The sequence below is a fragment of the Parabacteroides bouchesdurhonensis genome, from assembly GCF_900186615.1.
Lineage (GTDB): Bacteria > Bacteroidota > Bacteroidia > Bacteroidales > Tannerellaceae > Parabacteroides > Parabacteroides bouchesdurhonensis.
In genome coordinates, this window is record NZ_LT896588.1 from 819226 (window position 1) to 839657 (window position 20432).

The 20432-nt window shown below is 38.8% G+C and carries 16 protein-coding genes and 1 pseudogene; 5 read left to right on the forward strand and 12 right to left on the reverse strand.

The genetic code is table 11. The features are described from left to right. Nucleotides 1–260: 260 nt before the first annotated feature. Nucleotides 261–1586, forward strand: a complete 1326-nt coding sequence (gene dgt, locus C1721_RS03545; RefSeq protein WP_102407193.1) for a dGTP triphosphohydrolase — start codon at nt 261–263, stop codon at nt 1584–1586. 227 nt (nt 1587–1813) lie between these two features. Here the strand turns inward: dgt and C1721_RS03550 are convergent, their stop codons facing one another. From C1721_RS03550 to C1721_RS03605, 11 genes and pseudogenes are all read right to left on the reverse strand, one after another. Further along, nucleotides 1814–4621 (reverse strand): DUF6383 domain-containing protein, encoded by a 2808-nt coding sequence (locus C1721_RS03550; protein ID WP_102407194.1) that lies wholly within the window; start codon nt 4619–4621, stop codon nt 1814–1816. Between the two features lie 806 nt (nt 4622–5427). Next, a complete protein-coding gene (gene rsgA / locus C1721_RS03555) occupies nt 5428–6360 on the reverse strand; it encodes a ribosome small subunit-dependent GTPase A (protein WP_102407195.1) in 933 nt (310 codons plus the stop codon). A gap of 58 nt (nt 6361–6418) precedes the next feature. Further along, on the reverse strand, nt 6419–6982 hold the full coding sequence (frr, locus tag C1721_RS03560) for a ribosome recycling factor (protein WP_102409220.1): 564 nt from the start codon (nt 6980–6982) through the stop codon (nt 6419–6421). A 1082-nt stretch (nt 6983–8064) separates the two neighbouring features. Next, complete coding sequence (rsgA, locus tag C1721_RS03570; RefSeq protein WP_102407195.1) at nt 8065–8997, reverse strand: ribosome small subunit-dependent GTPase A; 933 nt, start codon at nt 8995–8997, stop codon at nt 8065–8067. A 58-nt stretch (nt 8998–9055) separates the two neighbouring features. Continuing rightward, a complete protein-coding gene (gene frr / locus C1721_RS03575; protein ID WP_102407197.1) occupies nt 9056–9568 on the reverse strand; it encodes a ribosome recycling factor in 513 nt (170 codons plus the stop codon). A gap of 533 nt (nt 9569–10101) precedes the next feature. Next, the gene (gene rsgA, locus C1721_RS03580; RefSeq protein ID WP_102407195.1) at nt 10102–11034 is read right to left on the reverse strand and encodes a ribosome small subunit-dependent GTPase A; all 933 of its coding nucleotides are present in this window, start codon (nt 11032–11034) and stop codon (nt 10102–10104) included. Between the two features lie 58 nt (nt 11035–11092). Further along, a complete protein-coding gene (gene frr, locus C1721_RS03585; RefSeq protein ID WP_102409220.1) occupies nt 11093–11656 on the reverse strand; it encodes a ribosome recycling factor in 564 nt (187 codons plus the stop codon). A gap of 168 nt (nt 11657–11824) precedes the next feature. Then, on the reverse strand, nt 11825–13003 hold the full coding sequence (locus C1721_RS03590; protein WP_102409221.1) for a 6-bladed beta-propeller: 1179 nt from the start codon (nt 13001–13003) through the stop codon (nt 11825–11827). Nucleotides 13004–13014: 11 nt separating this feature from the next. Further along, a pseudogene (locus C1721_RS16445) lies at nt 13015–13104 on the reverse strand (carbohydrate kinase); the annotation flags it as partial. 42 nt (nt 13105–13146) lie between these two features. Continuing rightward, a complete protein-coding gene (gene pyrH, locus C1721_RS03600; RefSeq protein WP_102407198.1) occupies nt 13147–13857 on the reverse strand; it encodes a UMP kinase in 711 nt (236 codons plus the stop codon). A gap of 265 nt (nt 13858–14122) precedes the next feature. Further along, a complete protein-coding gene (locus C1721_RS03605; RefSeq protein WP_102407199.1) occupies nt 14123–15406 on the reverse strand; it encodes a UDP-N-acetylmuramoyl-tripeptide--D-alanyl-D-alanine ligase in 1284 nt (427 codons plus the stop codon). A 97-nt stretch (nt 15407–15503) separates the two neighbouring features. On the opposite strand from C1721_RS03605, the gene folP reads away from it, so the two are divergent. From folP to C1721_RS03625, 4 genes are all read left to right on the forward strand, one after another. Next, entirely contained in the window at nt 15504–16361 is an 858-nt protein-coding gene (folP, locus tag C1721_RS03610; protein WP_102407200.1) for a dihydropteroate synthase, read from the forward strand. Nucleotides 16362–16407: 46 nt separating this feature from the next. Continuing rightward, nucleotides 16408–17193: a diadenylate cyclase CdaA gene (cdaA, locus tag C1721_RS03615; RefSeq protein WP_102407201.1), complete on the forward strand. Its 786-nt coding sequence runs from the start codon at nt 16408–16410 to the stop codon at nt 17191–17193. A 125-nt stretch (nt 17194–17318) separates the two neighbouring features. After that, nucleotides 17319–18341, forward strand: coding sequence for a phosphate acetyltransferase (pta, locus tag C1721_RS03620; RefSeq protein ID WP_102407202.1), 1023 nt, complete (start codon nt 17319–17321; stop codon nt 18339–18341). A 19-nt stretch (nt 18342–18360) separates the two neighbouring features. After that, nucleotides 18361–19560, forward strand: a complete 1200-nt coding sequence (locus C1721_RS03625; protein ID WP_102407203.1) for an acetate/propionate family kinase — start codon at nt 18361–18363, stop codon at nt 19558–19560. Nucleotides 19561–19641: 81 nt separating this feature from the next. Here C1721_RS03625 and C1721_RS03630 read toward each other — a convergent pair whose 3' ends face one another. Next, entirely contained in the window at nt 19642–20421 is a 780-nt protein-coding gene (locus tag C1721_RS03630; RefSeq protein WP_102407204.1) for a UDP-2,3-diacylglucosamine diphosphatase, read from the reverse strand. Between the last annotated feature and the right edge of the window lie 11 nt (nt 20422–20432).

Genomic DNA, 20432 nt, shown 5'->3' on the forward strand with positions numbered 1-20432 from the left:
TACCCGATGCAAATATAGATAAAAAACAATAACTATTCACAATCTACTAATAAATATTACCTCCAAATAATAATTTTAACACACAAACAAGAACCTACCACTGTTTTACGCTAATATTATTTAAATAACAACCACGAAAAATGATTAAGTTCTAATAAAACTAATAAAAAATCACAATTACATATCTTTCACCGCATAACTTCCCGACTTTATGATTAATTCATACATTTGTACTTTGAAAAATATACAATAAAGAAATTATGAATTGGATACAGCTACTTTCCGGCAAACGCTTCGGAATGGAAGAATATCACGAACGAAAACATGAACGCACGGATTTTCAGAGAGATTACGACCGTTTGATATTCTCTTCTCCATTCCGCCGCTTACAGAATAAAACACAGGTCTTTCCTCTTCCGGGAAGTATCTTTGTACACAATAGACTTACGCACAGCCTGGAAGTATCTTGTGTAGGTCGTTCACTAGGAAATAATGTTGCCAAAGGTTTAATGCAGAAATATCCGGAAGGATGCATTAATTTTCCGGAAATAGGTTCTATCGTTTCAGCAGCCTGCCTGGCTCATGATATGGGAAACCCTCCTTTCGGACATTCGGGAGAACGTGCTATCTCTGCTTATTTTTTCGAAGGAAACGGAAAGAAGTTAGAAGAAAAAGTGCGTGAAGAAGGCGGACGCTGGGAAGATTTCGTGCATTTTGAGGGAAATGCCAACGCAATGCGTCTGCTCACTCATCAATTTATAGGTCGGCGCAAAGGAGGATTCGCTCTTACATACAGTACTCTGGCTTCTATTATCAAATATCCGTACGCTTCTATATCATCCGGCAAAAAAGGAAAATTCGGATTCTTTCAATCCGAGGAAGAAACCTATATGCAAATAGCGACTGAACTCGGTATTTGCCGGGACAAAAAGGATGAGAATAAATTTGTACGCTATCCACTGGTCTATTTAGTAGAGGCAGCCGATGATATTTGTTACCAGATCATGGACATAGAAGATGCTTGCAAGTTACATATCCTCACTACCGAAGAAGCTATAAGCCTTTTATTAAACTTTTTTGAAGGAGAACGCTTGCGACATATCACTAAAGTAATGAAGATGGTAGACGACACCAATGAGCAAATAGCCTATTTACGTTCTTGCATCATAGGTTTACTTGTTGACGAATGTTCCCGTATATTCCTCGAGAACGAAGAAAGTTTATTGGACGGCACATACAATACGCCTCTAATAGAACAAATATCGCAGAAAGCGAAAGAAGCGTATCAGACATGTTCGGATACTGCTTATAAAAAGATATACCGGGCAAAAGAAGTGTTGGATATAGAACTTGCCGGTTATCATATTTTCAGTCATTTGATAGACAGCCTGACCGAAGCTGTGATGAATCAGGATCATGCTTATAGCAAATTACTTCTGCAACGCATACCGGAACAATACGACACACATATTCCATCTACCTATGGTAAGATTCAATGCGTATTGGATTATATATCCGGAATGACGGATGTGTACGCATTGGATTTATACCGAAAGATAACAGGCATGAGCCTTCCTGCCGTATAAATAACAGAACCATTATATAAAAATAAGCCTCGTTGGTTAATTACCAGCGAGGCTTGTTTTTTATCCGCTTTCCTTTCTCTCGAGAGTACTGACAGAAGAACTTATTTTTATTACTTAGATATTAAATACTGCTTTTTCGCCTATCTCAGGTTACTGAACGGCTCTCCCGAAGGAGAACCGTTACACAGAATTCTTAAATTATTTGATTTTTCAAATCTTTATTTTTCTTAGTCAACTACAGTCTTAACAACTTCGCTACCAACTTTAACGATAACTACGCCAGAAGTCGCAGGAATTGTTTCAGCATCAGAAGTAGCAACTACTGTAGTGTTATGACCAACAACGTCTGATACGATGATAGTCTTACCTGCTGCACCGTATACGGTTACGTTACCTTCGCCAGCTACTACACTGATAGTGTTAGCTTCAATAGCGTCGTTTGATGTAGGAGTGTCAACTGTCTTAGTTGTGAATGCCAAAGCATCGTCTGAATTAACAAGGATTATTTTACCATTATCCTGTTTCATACATTTGCCATTAGCAGCTTCAATCAACATTTCACCATCAGCCGGAGTTGCACGGAATGCAAATACAGCCTTATTGTTTGCCATCTTAACAGTATCAGGTTTTGCATCCAAATCTTTACGGTTGTAAACCAATAAAGTATCTTTATCTATGCCATATTGTTTTGCAAGGATGAATTCCAAGTTACCGTCTTTATCAACATTCAGATAGTTAGCCATTACATCACCTGATGTTTCAGCCTTCAAATTCAAACCGGCAGTTGTCATAATATAGAACAACGGTTTCTTAGGATCTGTTACTTTAGCTGTATCAATGAACAATGAATAAGTTGCATCCATTTCAGTTTCAGATTTCAATACAGGCTTGAAGTCATCACTCATACCGATCATCAATGATGTATTTTCAGTAGAAGTAATCTGCATGTGAGCAGAAGAATTCTTTGTTACATTTACATAATCAGGAGCAGCAGGAGTTACAATCTTGAAGTAACCGGAAACGGTTGAGTTCATAGATGTAGGAGCCAAGTTTGCACCTGAACCTGCAATTGTTACAACAGAATCAGCACTTGCTAATGCCTCATAAGAAACAGGAGCAGTAAACTGTGTTCCATTAGGTTGAGCAATTACCAACTGATATTCACCCGCATTCTTTGTAGCACGGAAATAAACAGCAGTAGAGTCAAAACCTACAGTCTGATTAGTCTTCATCATACGGAATACTTTGTCTCCAGCTTCATTGTAATTGTAACCCATTACGCGTTGGTCACCAAATTGTTCTTTCAATAAATAAGCAGAACGAACTAAATCATTTGCTCCAAATTTATTATCAGTTGCACCGTTAGCAGCAACCAGTTTAAACTTCATAGCATCAGATTCATCCATTGCTTTAGCCTTAACCATTGAGTCACCAGAAGCAACATATACGTAAGCATCTGTACCCAGAGGAGTTACGAACTGCAACTTAACAGAAAGAGTAGACAATTCAGTTGCTGTGAAATGCTTGTAACCAAGATATTTATCTTTAACAATAGCATCATCAATAGCTGTTAACTTAACAGTATCGCCATTTATAGCATAGTTTCCATCTACTGCATAAACAAAAGCGTTTGAAGTTGTCACACTCTTATCATCTCTGTTTACCAGCTGATAACGGCCAGCACCATCTTTCAATACAGACCATTGAGTAGAAGGCATCAAATCTGAATATTCACCAACATATTGGATAGCAGAACCAGATTGTCCTAGCAAAGAAGCCCAATATTTACCATTATTATCTTTGCTAGCACCTTTTACTACTTGTACATAATAAGACTTTGTTACATCAATATCAGCTTTTGTGCCTGCACCTAAAGTAATATAAGGAAGAGCATCTTCATTAGCAACAGGAGAAGTAGTAAGAACTTTCGTACCTGCACTACCTAAATATCCCCAAGCTACATTTGAAGGTACAGTTGCTGTTGTAGCAGATGTAGCATCAGCATTATTAAATGAACCCGGAGTGTTTACACGAATAATTAAAGAGTCTCCTGCAATACGTCCTGTATTCATTTCAATAGCAAACAGATAAGTTGCTAAAGCACGACCTGCAGCAGCAACAGTATCAACAGGTGTTCCTGCAACTGTTCCATAAACAGGATCACCATCTGCATGGCGACCTAATGAATCCACGCTAAATACGAATCCAGCACCAGCAGCCCAAACTGCAGCACCTTGTGTCTTATGTTGTACTGTATCAGCAACAATAAACAATGTATCTGTCTTAAACTTTGTACCAAAATCCTTTTTAGCATCTATAACCTGAAGCATGATTGAGTCACTTGCAGCAGCTTGACCAGCAGATTTACCTTCTTCACTACTACCTGTAAAATCAATAGCTTTAATTTTATATTTTGTAAACAAATTGCCATTGATATCGCCACCGAATGCCAATTGGAAGAAATTACTGTTTTGTTGATTCAGATACTCAGCAGACAATTTAATGTTACCAACCTCTGTTGCTGTCCAAGTTGTAGCAGCAGTAGCATTTTTCTTCACTTTTACTGTACCTCCGTCTAAGATCATGGAGAATACATCATTACCAATCTTAGCCTGAATAGGACCGTTTGCTGTTGTTTTCCAACCCCATTCTGTGATAGGATCTTTATCTACTACGATAGCATTAGCATCCTTAGCCGGCAAATTTATCTTAGCACGAGTTGCCTTATTTTCAAAAGTAAAAACAGAATCGCCTGTTGTTTTTTGGACGTCAACTGTAAGTTTCCACATACATGAGTCCAAAGAAATTACTTCTGTAAAGTTTGCAGTACCTGCAGCAGCAGACATTACTTTGATACTGTCATGTCCGTCACGTTTGTCAGCAGCAAGGTAATCTGTCCCATTTACAATATGGTAATACTTATCAGCAGGAGCAAGTTGAGTTGCAATATCAGTACCAGGTGTAACCTGTGCACTTGCTGAGAAGCTACCGGCTACCAGAACAGCAGCCAAAAGAGTAGAAAATCTCTTGTTCATAATTCAAAAATTTAATATTAATACTAAAGTGTAATTGTAATCTTATATACTAAAGTTCATATACAAATGAATAGGGAAAACGTTCCTTTTCTCTATTCATTGCAAAGGTACATGTTTCTTTTATTCCTGCAACCCTTTTTAGATAATTTTTCGTCGTTCTATCTGCTTTCTTATCAATAATATAACTTATTCAATACAAAACAACCGCTTCACTTAACAAAGGGCGCTCGGAAGGGGTAAAAAATGACTAATCTAGACCAACGTTTTCTTTATGCATTAATTTATGCCCATAAACATCTATATTTCAAGCAATAACAATTAATATACAGACTTTTTATTAAAAGACTCCGCATCTTTCTATATATAATGTACGCGCGTACATTAGAATATATACCTCTCCAATGGAATCAAGACGAATACACATCTATAAAAATGTTTTTTTTAATGATTTCAAAATTCAATATACCTGTCCAATCATAAAAAAAGGTAGTACCAACAGATGTAAAAGCACATTTTGCAGAATAAGAATTTTCTCAATACTACTTGGAATATAAGGCTTAAAGCAATATATCTTCTGTAATAACTGTAGAGTAAAAAATAAGAACAAATATCAGGAATCGGATAGAACAGATAGAAAAAGGTCTTCTCATTAACAGTTACCGCCATTTCCCACCCGTAGTATACAGATAAGAAATAACGATAGCTATCAATCAAAAATGATTCTGATGATTTTTATGAGTCCGATAAATTGATAAGGAATTTAGGCTTTCTATACGGAAATAAAGGCAAATAGAGAGAAAACCTTTTCAATATTCCTCGCGGTATTTACTTTCTTCTTTGTCGTCAAGAATGCTAAGGTAACTTTTATAACGGGATTCACTGATATAATGGCCATCTACAGCCTTTAAGACAGCACAACCAGGCTCATGACGATGAGAACAGTTATTAAACTTGCAGTTTGCAGAAAACTTAAATATTTCGGGGAAATAATGTGAAACTTCCACACCCTCCATTTCAATTGTACCAAACCCTTTGATACCCGGAGTATCTATCAGATAGCCGCCATGAGGAAGAGAGATCATTTCGGAGAAGGTGGTGGTATGCATTCCCTTATTGTGATATTCGGATATATTACCGGTACGAAGGTTGACCCCCGGTATCAATTTATTAATTATCGTAGATTTACCGACTCCCGAATGTCCGGACAACAATGTTATTTTACCCTGTAAATCAGCCCTCAAGGCATCTAGTCCTTCTTCACTACGGGCACAGAGTTTGGAGCATGGATAGCCAATCGTGGTATAAAGTTTAATCAGGCCTTCCATATACTCACGGTCTTCCGCTCCGTAACGGTCTATCTTATTAAAAACGAGTTTCACAGGAACACGATATGCTTCGGCCGTTGCCAGAAAACGGTCGATGAAAATTGTAGTAGTTATCGGATAATTAACAGTCACAATCAGCATAGCCTGATCTACATTGGCAGCGATGATATGAGACTGCTTGGATAAATTAGAGGCACGACGGATAATATAATTTTTGCGATCTTCGATGTTAGAAATAAAAGCCGTTCCCTCTTTATTTTCCTCTATTTCCACACGGTCGCCTACCGCGACAGGATTAGTGCTGCGAATATCTTTTAAACGAAAATTGCCTTTGATCTTACTTTCAACATCGCGGCCATCATCCGTATGAACCGTATACCAGCTACCTGTATTTTTAACAACCAATCCTTTCATCCGTCTTTTTGTTTGTATAATAAAAAATAAGGGCGAAACATTTTTCGCCCCTACTAATTTATACTGTCATAATTTCTTTTTCTTTCGCAGCGTAGAGGTCATCTACTTTCTTTATATACTTGTCGTGTATCTTCTGAACTTCGGCTTCGGCATCTTTTTCCACATCCTCAGGAACATTGTCCGTTTTGATGCTCTTTTTCAATGCTTCAATTGCGTCACGACGGGCATTGCGGATACTTACCTTAGCCGTCTCAGCTTCTTGCTTGGACTGTTTTGCCAATTGGCGACGGCGTTCTTCTGTCAATGGTGGAATACCTAAACGAATCATTTCCCCGTTGTTTTCGGGTGTGATACCCACTTCCGAGTCCATGATAGCCTTTTCAATATCACGAATGATGTTCTTTTCCCAAGGAGTAATCAGGATCGTCTTCGCATCCGGTACGGTAACCGTAGCAACATTTGCCAAAGGAACAGGACTGCCATAATATACAACCCTAACGCCATCAAGAATTTTAGGATTCGCCTTTCCTGCACGGATATGGGCTAACTGTTCATCAAGATAACTAATAGCAAACGTCATTTTCTCCTCCGCTGCTTTTACATACTGCTTTGTATCTACCATAGTTGTACGTTTATATATTGCCGTTTTTTTGATTAACAAAAGTAATAAACATTTTGATATTTACAAAAATATTCGGATAATGTACTAAGTTCCTNTACTGTCATGTCCGTCACGTTTGTCAGCAGCAAGGTAATCTGTCCCATTTACAATATGGTAATACTTATCAGCAGGAGCAAGTTGAGTTGCAATATCAGTACCAGGTGTAACCTGTGCACTTGCTGAGAAGCTACCGGCTACCAGAACAGCAGCCAAAAGAGTAGAAAATCTCTTGTTCATAATTCAAAAATTTAATATTAATACTAAAGTGTAATTGTAATCTTATATACTAAAGTTCATATACAAATGAATAGGGAAAACGTTCCTTTTCTCTATTCATTGCAAAGGTACATGTTTCTTTTATTCCTGCAACCCTTTTTAGATAATTTTTCGTCGTTCTATCTGCTTTCTTATCAATAATATAACTTATTCAATACAAAACAACCGCTTCACTTAACAAAGGGCGCTCGGAAGGGGTAAAAAATGACTAATCTAGACCAACGTTTTCTTTATGCATTAATTTATGCCCATAAACATCTATATTTCAAGCAATAACAATTAATATACAGACTTTTTATTAAAAGACTCCGCATCTTTCTATATATAATGTACGCGCGTACATTAGAATATATACCTCTCCAATGGAATCAAGACGAATACACATCTATAAAAATGTTTTTTTTAATGATTTCAAAATTCAATATACCTGTCCAATCATAAAAAAAGGTAGTACCAACAGATGTAAAAGCACATTTTGCAGAATAAGAATTTTCTCAATACTACTTGGAATATAAGGCTTAAAGCAATATATCTTCTGTAATAACTGTAGAGTAAAAAATAAGAACAAATATCAGGAATCGGATAGAACAGATAGAAAAAGGTCTTCTCATTAACAGTTACCGCCATTTCCCACCCGTAGTATACAGATAAGAAATAACGATAGCTATCAATCAAAAATGATTCTGATGATTTTTATGAGTCCGATAAATTGATAAGGAATTTAGGCTTTCTATACGGAAATAAAGGCAAATAGAGAGAAAACCTTTTCAATATTCCTCGCGGTATTTACTTTCTTCTTTGTCGTCAAGAATGCTAAGGTAACTTTTATAACGGGATTCACTGATATAATGGCCATCTACAGCCTTTAAGACAGCACAACCAGGCTCATGACGATGAGAACAGTTATTAAACTTGCAGTTTGCAGAAAACTTAAATATTTCGGGGAAATAATGTGAAACTTCCACACCCTCCATTTCAATTGTACCAAACCCTTTGATACCCGGAGTATCTATCAGATAGCCGCCATGAGGAAGAGAGATCATTTCGGAGAAGGTGGTGGTATGCATTCCCTTATTGTGATATTCGGATATATTACCGGTACGAAGGTTGACCCCCGGTATCAATTTATTAATTATCGTAGATTTACCGACTCCCGAATGTCCGGACAACAATGTTATTTTACCCTGTAAATCAGCCCTCAAGGCATCTAGTCCTTCTTCACTACGGGCACAGAGTTTGGAGCATGGATAGCCAATCGTGGTATAAAGTTTAATCAGGCCTTCCATATACTCACGGTCTTCCGCTCCGTAACGGTCTATCTTATTAAAAACGAGTTTCACAGGAACACGATATGCTTCGGCCGTTGCCAGAAAACGGTCGATGAAAATTGTAGTAGTTATCGGATAATTAACAGTCACAATCAGCATAGCCTGATCTACATTGGCAGCGATGATATGAGACTGCTTGGATAAATTAGAGGCACGACGGATAATATAATTTTTGCGATCTTCGATGTTAGAAATAAAAGCCGTTCCCTCTTTATTTTCCTCTATTTCCACACGGTCGCCTACCGCGACAGGATTAGTGCTGCGAATATCTTTTAAACGAAAATTGCCTTTGATCTTACTTTCAACATCGCGGCCATCATCCGTATGAACCGTATACCAGCTACCTGTATTTTTAACAACCAATCCTTTCATCCGTCTTTTTGTTTGTATAATAAAAAATAAGGGCGAAACATTTTTCGCCCCTACTAATTTATACTGTCATAATTTCTTTTTCTTTCGCAGCGTAGAGGTCATCTACTTTCTTTATATACTTGTCGTGTATCTTCTGAACTTCGGCTTCGGCATCTTTTTCCACATCCTCAGGAACATTGTCCGTTTTGATGCTCTTTTTCAATGCTTCAATTGCGTCACGACGGGCATTGCGGATACTTACCTTAGCCGTCTCAGCTTCTTGCTTGGACTGTTTTGCCAATTGGCGACGGCGTTCTTCTGTCAATGGTGGAATACCTAAACGAATCATTTCCCCGTTGTTTTCGGGTGTGATACCCACTTCCGAGTCCATGATAGCCTTTTCAATATCACGAATGATGTTCTTTTCCCAAGGAGTAATCAGGATCGTCTTCGCATCCGGTACGGTAACCGTAGCAACATTTGCCAAAGGAACAGGACTGCCATAATATACAACCCTAACGCCATCAAGAATTTTAGGATTCGCCTTTCCTGCACGGATATGGGCTAACTGTTCATCAAGATAACTNTTTATGCATTAATTTATGCCCATAAACATCTATATTTCAAGCAATAACAATTAATATACAGACTTTTTATTAAAAGACTCCGCATCTTTCTATATATAATGTACGCGCGTACATTAGAATATATACCTCTCCAATGGAATCAAGACGAATACACATCTATAAAAATGTTTTTTTTAATGATTTCAAAATTCAATATACCTGTCCAATCATAAAAAAAGGTAGTACCAACAGATGTAAAAGCACATTTTGCAGAATAAGAATTTTCTCAATACTACTTGGAATATAAGGCTTAAAGCAATATATCTTCTGTAATAACTGTAGAGTAAAAAATAAGAACAAATATCAGGAATCGGATAGAACAGATAGAAAAAGGTCTTCTCATTAACAGTTACCGCCATTTCCCACCCGTAGTATACAGATAAGAAATAACGATAGCTATCAATCAAAAATGATTCTGATGATTTTTATGAGTCCGATAAATTGATAAGGAATTTAGGCTTTCTATACGGAAATAAAGGCAAATAGAGAGAAAACCTTTTCAATATTCCTCGCGGTATTTACTTTCTTCTTTGTCGTCAAGAATGCTAAGGTAACTTTTATAACGGGATTCACTGATATAATGGCCATCTACAGCCTTTAAGACAGCACAACCAGGCTCATGACGATGAGAACAGTTATTAAACTTGCAGTTTGCAGAAAACTTAAATATTTCGGGGAAATAATGTGAAACTTCCACACCCTCCATTTCAATTGTACCAAACCCTTTGATACCCGGAGTATCTATCAGATAGCCGCCATGAGGAAGAGAGATCATTTCGGAGAAGGTGGTGGTATGCATTCCCTTATTGTGATATTCGGATATATTACCGGTACGAAGGTTGACCCCCGGTATCAATTTATTAATTATCGTAGATTTACCGACTCCCGAATGTCCGGACAACAATGTTATTTTACCCTGTAAATCAGCCCTCAAGGCATCTAGTCCTTCTTCACTACGGGCACAGAGTTTGGAGCATGGATAGCCAATCGTGGTATAAAGTTTAATCAGGCCTTCCATATACTCACGGTCTTCCGCTCCGTAACGGTCTATCTTATTAAAAACGAGTTTCACAGGAACACGATATGCTTCGGCCGTTGCCAGAAAACGGTCGATGAAAATTGTAGTAGTTATCGGATAATTAACAGTCACAATCAGCATAGCCTGATCTACATTGGCAGCGATGATATGAGACTGCTTGGATAAATTAGAGGCACGACGGATAATATAATTTTTGCGATCTTCGATGTTAGAAATAAAAGCCGTTCCCTCTTTATTTTCCTCTATTTCCACACGGTCGCCTACCGCGACAGGATTAGTGCTGCGAATATCTTTTAAACGAAAATTGCCTTTGATCTTACTTTCAACATCGCGGCCATCATCCGTATGAACCGTATACCAGCTACCTGTATTTTTAACAACCAATCCTTTCATCCGTCTTTTTGTTTGTATAATAAAAAATAAGGGCGAAACATTTTTCGCCCCTACTAATTTATACTGTCATAATTTCTTTTTCTTTCGCAGCGTAGAGGTCATCTACTTTCTTTATATACTTGTCGTGTATCTTCTGAACTTCGGCTTCGGCATCTTTTTCCACATCCTCAGGAACATTGTCCGTTTTGATGCTCTTTTTCAATGCTTCAATTGCGTCACGACGGGCATTGCGGATACTTACCTTAGCCGTCTCAGCTTCTTGCTTGGACTGTTTTGCCAATTGGCGACGGCGTTCTTCTGTCAATGGTGGAATACCTAAACGAATCATTTCCCCGTTGTTTTCGGGTGTGATACCCACTTCCGAGTCCATGATAGCCTTTTCAATATCACGAATGATGTTCTTTTCCCAAGGAGTAATCAGGATCGTCTTCGCATCCGGTACGGTAACCGTAGCAACATTTGCCAAAGGAACAGGACTGCCATAATATACAACCCTAACGCCATCAAGAATTTTAGGATTCGCCTTTCCTGCACGGATATGGGCTAACTGTTCATCAAGATAACTAATAGCAAACGTCATTTTCTCCTCCGCTGCTTTTACATACTGCTTTGTATCTACCATAGTTGTACGTTTATATATTGCCGTTTTTTTGATTAACAAAAGTAATAAACATTTTGATATTTACAAAAATATTCGGATAATGTACTAAGTTCCTATGTTTGTAACTAAAAAGCGGATAGAAAATTAATAGACAGAGTTGGCCAATCGCTTACGAATCTGTGATAGGAGTCATTTTTTGCACTTTGCAAGCATAATCACCGGATTGGATTCTTCATCCAATTTCGCCGCAATCTCTTTCAGTTTGCCTTTCAGTTGCCCTTTCCCGTAAGCCTCGACAAGTTCGTGGACTTGTAATGACTGTCCGACTGCAAATTCGTGATCCAAAGGTCGTCTCGACGTCATATCCACTTCTCTTTTACAGGTATAATCACCATTGTATATTTTAGGTATGAATAAAGAATTTTCCAGCTTATCGTACATCAATTCGGAAGAAGGAAATCCTTTCCCTATTGCAAAGTTAAATTCCGCTTTCAACAGGCTCATGAAATAATAACGGTCGGTAAAAACGCTTGGTATAAGAAATAGTTCAGGAGGATCCATGGTGTGTACGGAAGGGGTTCTTACAATAATGGGGACTGTCATATTAGTATCCGGCAAATAATGGTACATGGTATCGGATGATGTGTCCATAAGTACCCAACTGGCATGATCCGGAATTATTTGGTATACAGCAGTCGGTACAGGGAGTGCTAAGGCTTCTCCCTCTTTTGCAACCGGTATTTTAATCTCATTAAAAGGAATTGAAATTTTCCGGGTGATACTTCCATCCTGCTTGGAAAAGATTAAATAATACGGATGTATGACGTTTGACGGGTTTTCCAGACTATTATCCGGTACATAAGAAATCAAATTTTTCCGGTCGTAATTAAATGTATTTACATGAGAATCTGCACCTTCGGCTTTGAAACTTCTTTTAAAATTTCCGTCTAGATCATATACTGAGATTTTACTTCCGGTGTAGGCTATAACAAATATTTCCTTGTTCGCTTCATCCAGAACAACCTCCGTAATACCCACATATTCTTCGCCGCCTTGCCCTTTCTTGTTTATTTTCCTCAAACCTTTGCCGGTTTTTCTGTCAAAAACAAACAAATTCCCATCGTTGATCCAGTTTGTTACTAATATAATTTCCGCACCAACGGCCATTACTTTACCTTGGGTAACAAACTCATCACTTGCTTCCAACGGGATGTATTCCACATCCATAAAATCCTGTAATATCAGTTCTTTTTCAGGATAATTCTTTGTAACATCAACTATGATGACCTCATTTGTTGATTGTTTGTTTCCTCCGCACCCTGCCATAACAAACAGAATTGTTACTACAATTGTAAATGATCTTTTCATGATAGTGAATTTTATGGAGGCCATGCTCCCTCCTGTGTACAAACAAACGCAGCTGTCTCAACAGCTTTTTGATGAGCTTCACGCAGAGACATGCCTGTTATATGGAATAAACAAATCATCCCGATCATTTTGTAAAAACATTATTAATTATGAACCAGTGTTCCTATATTCTCTCCACTCATTACTTTCTTCAAGTTTCCGCAGGTATCCATATCGAATACAATAATAGGCAGATTATTTTCCTTACACATTGTTGTAGCCGTCAAATCCATTACCTTCAACCCACGCGTATAGATTTCGTCGTAAGTTATTTCGGAGAACTTGGTTGCCGTAGGATCTTTTTCCGGGTCTGCCGTATAAATACCATCCACGCGAGTGCCTTTCAACATAACATCCGCTTCAATTTCGATGCCACGCAGGGAAGAACCTGTATCTGTAGTAAAGAACGGATTTCCCGTACCGCCGGACATAATAACAACATTACCTTGCTCCAATAATTCAATAGCGCGCCATTTATTATAAAATTCGCCAATCGGCTCCATACGAATAGCGGTAAGAACTTTAGCCTTCACTCCCTGTGCAACCAATGCCGAACTAAGAGCCAAGCTGTTTATTACGGTAGCCAACATTCCCATTTGATCTCCTTTCACCCGATCAAAGCCTTTCGACGCGCCACTCAACCCGCGAAAAATATTACCACCACCTATAACAATGCCTATTTGCACACCCATCTCCGCGATTTCTTTGATTTGAGCAGCATATTCATTTAGCCTGGTTTCATCTATACCGTATTGCTTGCCGCCCATCAGCGACTCGCCACTTAACTTTAACAAAATTCGTTTATACTGAGCCATATTGATTAATTTTAAATTACACAAATGTACTGTATTTACAGACGAAAACAACGGATATAATAATTTTTTATTCCTAATAAATTTAACCAAACCGTATCAATAATGTAACCTTATCGTAATATTCGGTTACTATATTTGTTCTAATTAATTACAGGTTATAAAACCTCCTGTTTCTATAATGAAATATAACAAAACCAAGACCTTTATTCCTAACTTTAAATAGCAGCCCTACTTTCAGCGGAAAGATAAGGCTGCTATTCATTTATTATAAAAACTCCACAGTTTTCTCCAGCGCCATGCCATGAGAACCTTTTATCAGTATATGATACCCTTTTAACGGATGCTCTTTTAGCCTGGTAATTAATTCTTCCGTTGTAGTATAAGAGGGGAATTGTCCGGCAACCTTCGAAAAGATTTCACCGCAAAGGAATACTTTGTCAAAACGGCCGGTTTTCAACTGCTCTATTATCTCTGCGTGAAGATCATCACTGGCAGATCCTAATTCACGCATATCCCCCAGTATAACGGCTTTTGGTTGAACCGGCATTGAAATAAAGTTTTCCAATGCCAGTTTCATGCTACTCGGATTGGCATTGTAAGCATCTATAATCAATTCATTATTCTCCGTCTTTTTTAATTGAGAACGATTATTGGTCGGTGCATAATTAGCAATAGCCCGGCTGATACGTTCCGCCGGAATTTTAAAATAACGGCCTACGGCAACCGCCACTAAAACATTATCCAGATTATAAGCGCCTATCAGATGCGTTTCAACCAAATGTATCTTACCTTGCTGTTTCCAATCGAATGTAAGAAACGGATTACTGCTAACGATGTGGCCGGATGTGAAAGAATCATCACTCTGCCCATAAGTAATCTGCTCTATCCCTTTCGCAATAGCCTGTAATTCTACATTCTCTTTCTTAATAAATATCTTGCCTTTAGTAGCACGCATATAATCATATAGTTCACCCTTTGTTTTCACAACTCCTTCAAAAGAACCGAAACCTTCTAAATGTGCGCGACCCACATTCGTGATAATTCCATAATTAGGTTGAACCATATTTACCAGTTCCTTTATATCACCCGGATGACTTGCCCCCATTTCTATTACAGCCATTTCATGCTCATGATTCAGGCGAAGTAATGTAAGAGGAACTCCTATCTGATTATTCAAATTACCTTCGGTATAAAGTAAATTATATTTAGTGGAAAGAACAGCCGCCAGAAGTTCTTTTGTCGTAGTTTTACCATTTGTTCCCGTTATGCCGATAATAGGGATTCCAATCGCTTTACGATGACGGATTGCCAAGCTTTGAAGCGTAGTCAATACATCATCAACCAAAATAGTACGTTCACCGGTAACATATTCCGGATTATCAATAATGGCATATGAAGAACCGGAAGCTAATGCTTTGGCTGCATATTGATTTCCATCAAAACGTTCACCCTTCAACGCAAAAAATAAAGATCCGACCGGGCAATTCCGGCTATCGGTTGTTACCTTCGGATTATGTAAAAACAATTCATATAATTCGGAAATATTCATAGCTTTAACTCGTTAGCATATTAATTGGAGAACAAAAGTAACGCATATTATATTATTTCTGTACTTTTGTAGAAAATTGTTTGTTACTAAAAGAGAAATGAATTATAAAGCGCTCAATATTAAAGGTACTCTTACATCTCTTGCTACACCGATAGTTATGGGTATATTGAATATTACTCCCGATTCATTCTATGCCGGAAGCCGGAAACAATCCGAAACAGACATAGAGAATCGAATACAAACGATCCTGTCGGAAGGAGGTAATATAATTGATATTGGCGGCTATTCATCACGTCCTGATGCCAACGAAGTAACTGCGGAAGAAGAGATGAAAAGATTAATATCCGCTCTCAAAATATTAAACAAACATTACCCCGATGCAATTGTTTCAGTAGATACATTTCGTGCTGATATTGCCCGCCGATGCGTGGAAGAATACGGAGTGGCTATCATTAATGATATTTCCGGAGGAGAATTGGATACGACCATGTTTGAAACTGTAGCGTCCCTCCATGTTCCCTATATCATGATGCATATGAAAGGCAGTCCAAAGACAATGCAACAATATACCGGTTACTCGGATATGATCGGTGAGATTATGAAATACTTTGCCGAAAAGGTTCAAAGTCTACGCCAGTTGGGAGTAAATGACATTATTCTGGATCCGGGTTTCGGTTTTAGTAAAACTGTAGACCAGAACTATGAGTTAATGGCCCATTTGAAAGAATTTTGTTTATTCGATCTCCCTTTACTGGTAGGTATATCACGCAAAAGTATGATTTATAAATATTTGGAAGGCACTCCAGCTGAAAGCCTAAACGGAACGACCGTATTGAATACATTTGCCCTGCTGAACGGTGCTGATATTCTTCGGGTACATGATGTAAAAGCAGCAGTGGAAGCAGTCAAAATAATTAACAAATTAAGAAATATGCCAATAGATATGATTCAGTGATAGAATCAGTACGTTAGCATATCGATGAATTAATACATTACGAACTATGTGGATGCACTTCGGCATAAAAGATTTAATTGATGTCCTGTTGGTCGCGTTCTTTTTATATCAGACTTATAAACTGATGAAAAGTTCCGGCACTATGGCCATTTTTAGTGGAGTAGTTTCATTCATCATTGTATGGATACTTGTTTCGCAAGTGCTGGAAATGCGTTTAATGGGAGCTATACTTGACAAGTTTATCAGTGTAGGATTCCTGGTGCTGGTTATCTTGTTTCAAGATGAAATACGCAGGTTCCTAATGGCTCTTGGTTCGCATCGCGGATGGAAATTCCTGGGTAAGCTATTTTCAAAGAAAGGCGAAAATCAAGAGAATGAAGGTAAATTCATCGCTCCCGTCGTTCTGGCTTGTATGAATATGGCACGTAAAAAGACAGGAGCATTGATTGTTATCCAGCAAAACGTAGACTTATCCGTATATGAACATACCGGCGAAATGTTTAATGCCGATGTAAACGCCCGTCTGATAGAAAACATCTTTTTTAAAAACAGTCCGCTTCACGATGGAGCCATGATTATCGCAGATAACCGGATCAAAGCAGCTGGCTGCATTCTTCCTGTTGCCCAAAACGCAAACTTACCTAAAGATATGGGGCTAAGGCATCGTTCCGGTCTGGGGATGTCATTGGAAACGGACGCATTAGTTATCATTGTGTCGGAAGAACGTGGAAAAATATCCGTAGCACACAATGGGAAATTAAGTATAAACGTGACTGCGGAAGAACTTCAGCAAATACTGTCCGGTGAACGTGAAGTGACAAACTACTGTTAAAAGATCAAAAAGTGGCAACTCTGCATGCAAATCTTTTGTTGATTTTGCAAACTCCATATTGCATTATTGTCTACTTTTGTAGCCAATCATGGTGACAAATACAAATAATATAAAAAACTTCCGCTATGGACTTAATGCAAGAGATTATTGCACGCGCTAAAGCTAACAAGCAGCGTATTGTTCTTCCTGAAGGAACTGAAGAAAGAACTCTAAAAGCAGCCGACCGTCTATTGGCCGACAAAGTAGCAGACATTGTTCTGATTGGCAATCCTGTAGAGATCAGTAAGCTTACAGCAAAATTCAACTTAAATCACATTGGAGAAGCAACAATAGTCGATCCTCAAAATCACGAAAAGAAGGCAGTTTATGCAGACTTGCTGTTCCAACTACGTCAAAAGAAAGGTATGACACCTGAAAAAGCGGCAGTGCTAGTTGAAGATCCTTTATTTCTCGCCTGTTTAATGATTAAGGCCGGCGATGCCGACGGTGAAATCGCCGGAGCTCAGAACACAACAGGAAATGTATTACGTCCCGCACTTCAAATTATAAAAACAGCCCCGGGCATAAATTGTGTTTCCGGCGCATTTATAATGTTTACTAAGAAAAAGGAATATGGGAAAGAGGGCATTCTGGTATTCGCAGACTGTGCTGTAATGCCGAACCCCACCGTTCCCGAATTAGCAAGTATTGCTCTTGCCACAGCCGACACGGCACGTAATATTGTAGGTCTTGAACCTCGCGTAGCCATGCTGAGTTTTTCTACCAAAGGAAGCGCTTCGCATGAAATGGTGGATAAGGTAGTAGAAGCAACCCGTTTAGCTAAAGAAATGGCTCCTGACCTAAAAATTGACGGAGAACTGCAAGCAGATGCCGCTCTTGTAGAAAAAGTAGCCTCACTAAAAGCTCCGGGCAGTGACGTGGCCGGAAAAGCGAATGTTTTGGTTTTCCCTACATTGGAAGTAGGTAATATTGCTTATAAACTAGTGCAACGTTTAGGTGATGCAGAAGCAGTAGGTCCTATTCTTCAAGGCATGGCTGCTCCGGTAAACGATCTGTCACGAGGTTGCTCGGTTGATGACATTTATAAAATGGTAGCTATTGCCAGCAACCAGTCTATCGGTTTAAAAGCAGCAAAACAGAAACAATAATATACAGAATAATATAATCATGAAAATCTTAGTATTAAACTGCGGAAGCAGTTCTATTAAATACAAGTTGTTTGACATGTCCTCCGAAGAGGTAATGGCTCAGGGCGGTATTGAAAAAATCGGTTTACCCGGCGCATTCTTAAAGCTAACGGACAAGGACGGCAAAAAAGTCGTACTTGAGAAAGACATCCCGGGCCATCAGGAAGGAATTGAATTTATTTTAAGCGTACTGACCGACAAAACATACGGTTGTATCAAAGAATATAATGAAATTAACGCGATCGGTCACCGTGTTGTACACGGCGGCGAACAGTTTGCTTCCAGCGTAAGAATAGATAAGGAAGTTATCAACAAAATCATTGAATGCTCAGATTTAGCTCCGTTACACAACCCGGCTAATTTAAAAGGTATTTATGCTATGGAAGCTCTGCTTCCCGGCGTTCCTCAGATAGCAGTATTCGACACGGCTTTCCACCAAACAATGCCAAGTAAAGCATATATGTATGGGCTTCCTTACGAGATGTACACAAAATACGGAGTACGCCGTTACGGATTCCACGGAACAAGCCATCGTTATGTTTCAAAACGTGCCTGCGATATATTAGGCGTACCTTATGAAAGCCAGAAAATTATTACAGCCCATGTAGGAAACGGCGGTTCAATCGCAGCTGTTTTAAATGGTAAATGTATTGATACATCCATGGGGCTTACTCCGGTAGAAGGATTACTTATGGGTACGCGTTGCGGGGATGTTGACGCCGGCGCCTTATCCTTTATTATGGATAAAGAAGGTATGGACGGAGCCGGGCTTTCTACCCTGATCAATAAAAAAAGCGGTGTAGCAGGACTTTCCGGAATCTCTTCTGATATGAGAGAAATAGAAACAGCCGTTGCCGCCGGCAATGAACGTGCCATTATGACTTTGGATGTTTATAATTACCGTATAAAGAAATACATCGGTGCTTATGCAGCTGCTATGGGTGGTTGTGACATTCTGGTTTGGACAGGCGGTGTTGGCGAAAATCAATGGGCAACCCGCCGTGTAGTTTGTGAGAACATGGAATACATGGGCATGAAAATCGATAAAGAAAAGAACAACGGTATGCGTGGTGAAGAAATGGTTATCAGCACACCGGACAGCAAAGTTACAATCATTGTTGTTCCTACTGACGAAGAATACATGATTGCTTCTGATACGATGGAAATATTAAGCAAATAAAATCTATACCTAATCCTCACAGCTTACGAAACACAAAGGATTAGTGTTTGGCAGTCCCGGCATCGGTTGGGACTGCTTTTTTTATTTTACCTCAAACTGTTCGAGAGAAAGAGATTCACCATCCCAAACGATATAGGAGAAATATTGCATCCAGTCTCCGGCAATAAGCAAACGGCTTGTCTTAGACAACATGAGATCCAACATTATATGGCGATGACCAAAAATGAAGAAATTAATGTCCGGATGCGTCTTTAGATAATCTTTGGCAAAAAGGACTAAATACTCACCTGCCTCTCCCTGATATTCTTTCACATTTCCATTCGCAGACTCTTTCTTTAAACCATTTTTACGGCTATTCAAAGACCAGCCCAACGCAAATCCAAAAGTCCATCTAGGATGAATGCCTGCATATAACCACTGGCAAAACTTATTACGAAAGATTGCCCGTATCAAACGAAAAGCCTTACTCCGGTAATCCACTTCATCACCATGAGCAAGAAAGAAGCGCTTACCCAGCAAATCAACAGTAAGAGGTTCGCGATGAATAATAGCTCCTATTTCCTGTGGTAAGTAGTCGAACATCCATATATCATGATTGCCTATGAATATATGAATTTCAATGCCATTATCCGATAATTCCGCCAATTTACCTAAAAAGCGCGTATGGCCTCTTGGCACAACATATCTATACTCGTACCAATAATCGAACATGTCACCTAAAAGCCAAACGGCTTGCGCATCCTCTTTTATAGAGTCCAGCCAGCGAACCAATTTTTTTTCGACAGCCATCGGATATTTATGAAAGCGGGCTCCAAGGTGGGCATCCGAAGCAAAATATATTTTCTTTCGAGAGGAATTCATTTTTCTTTCGA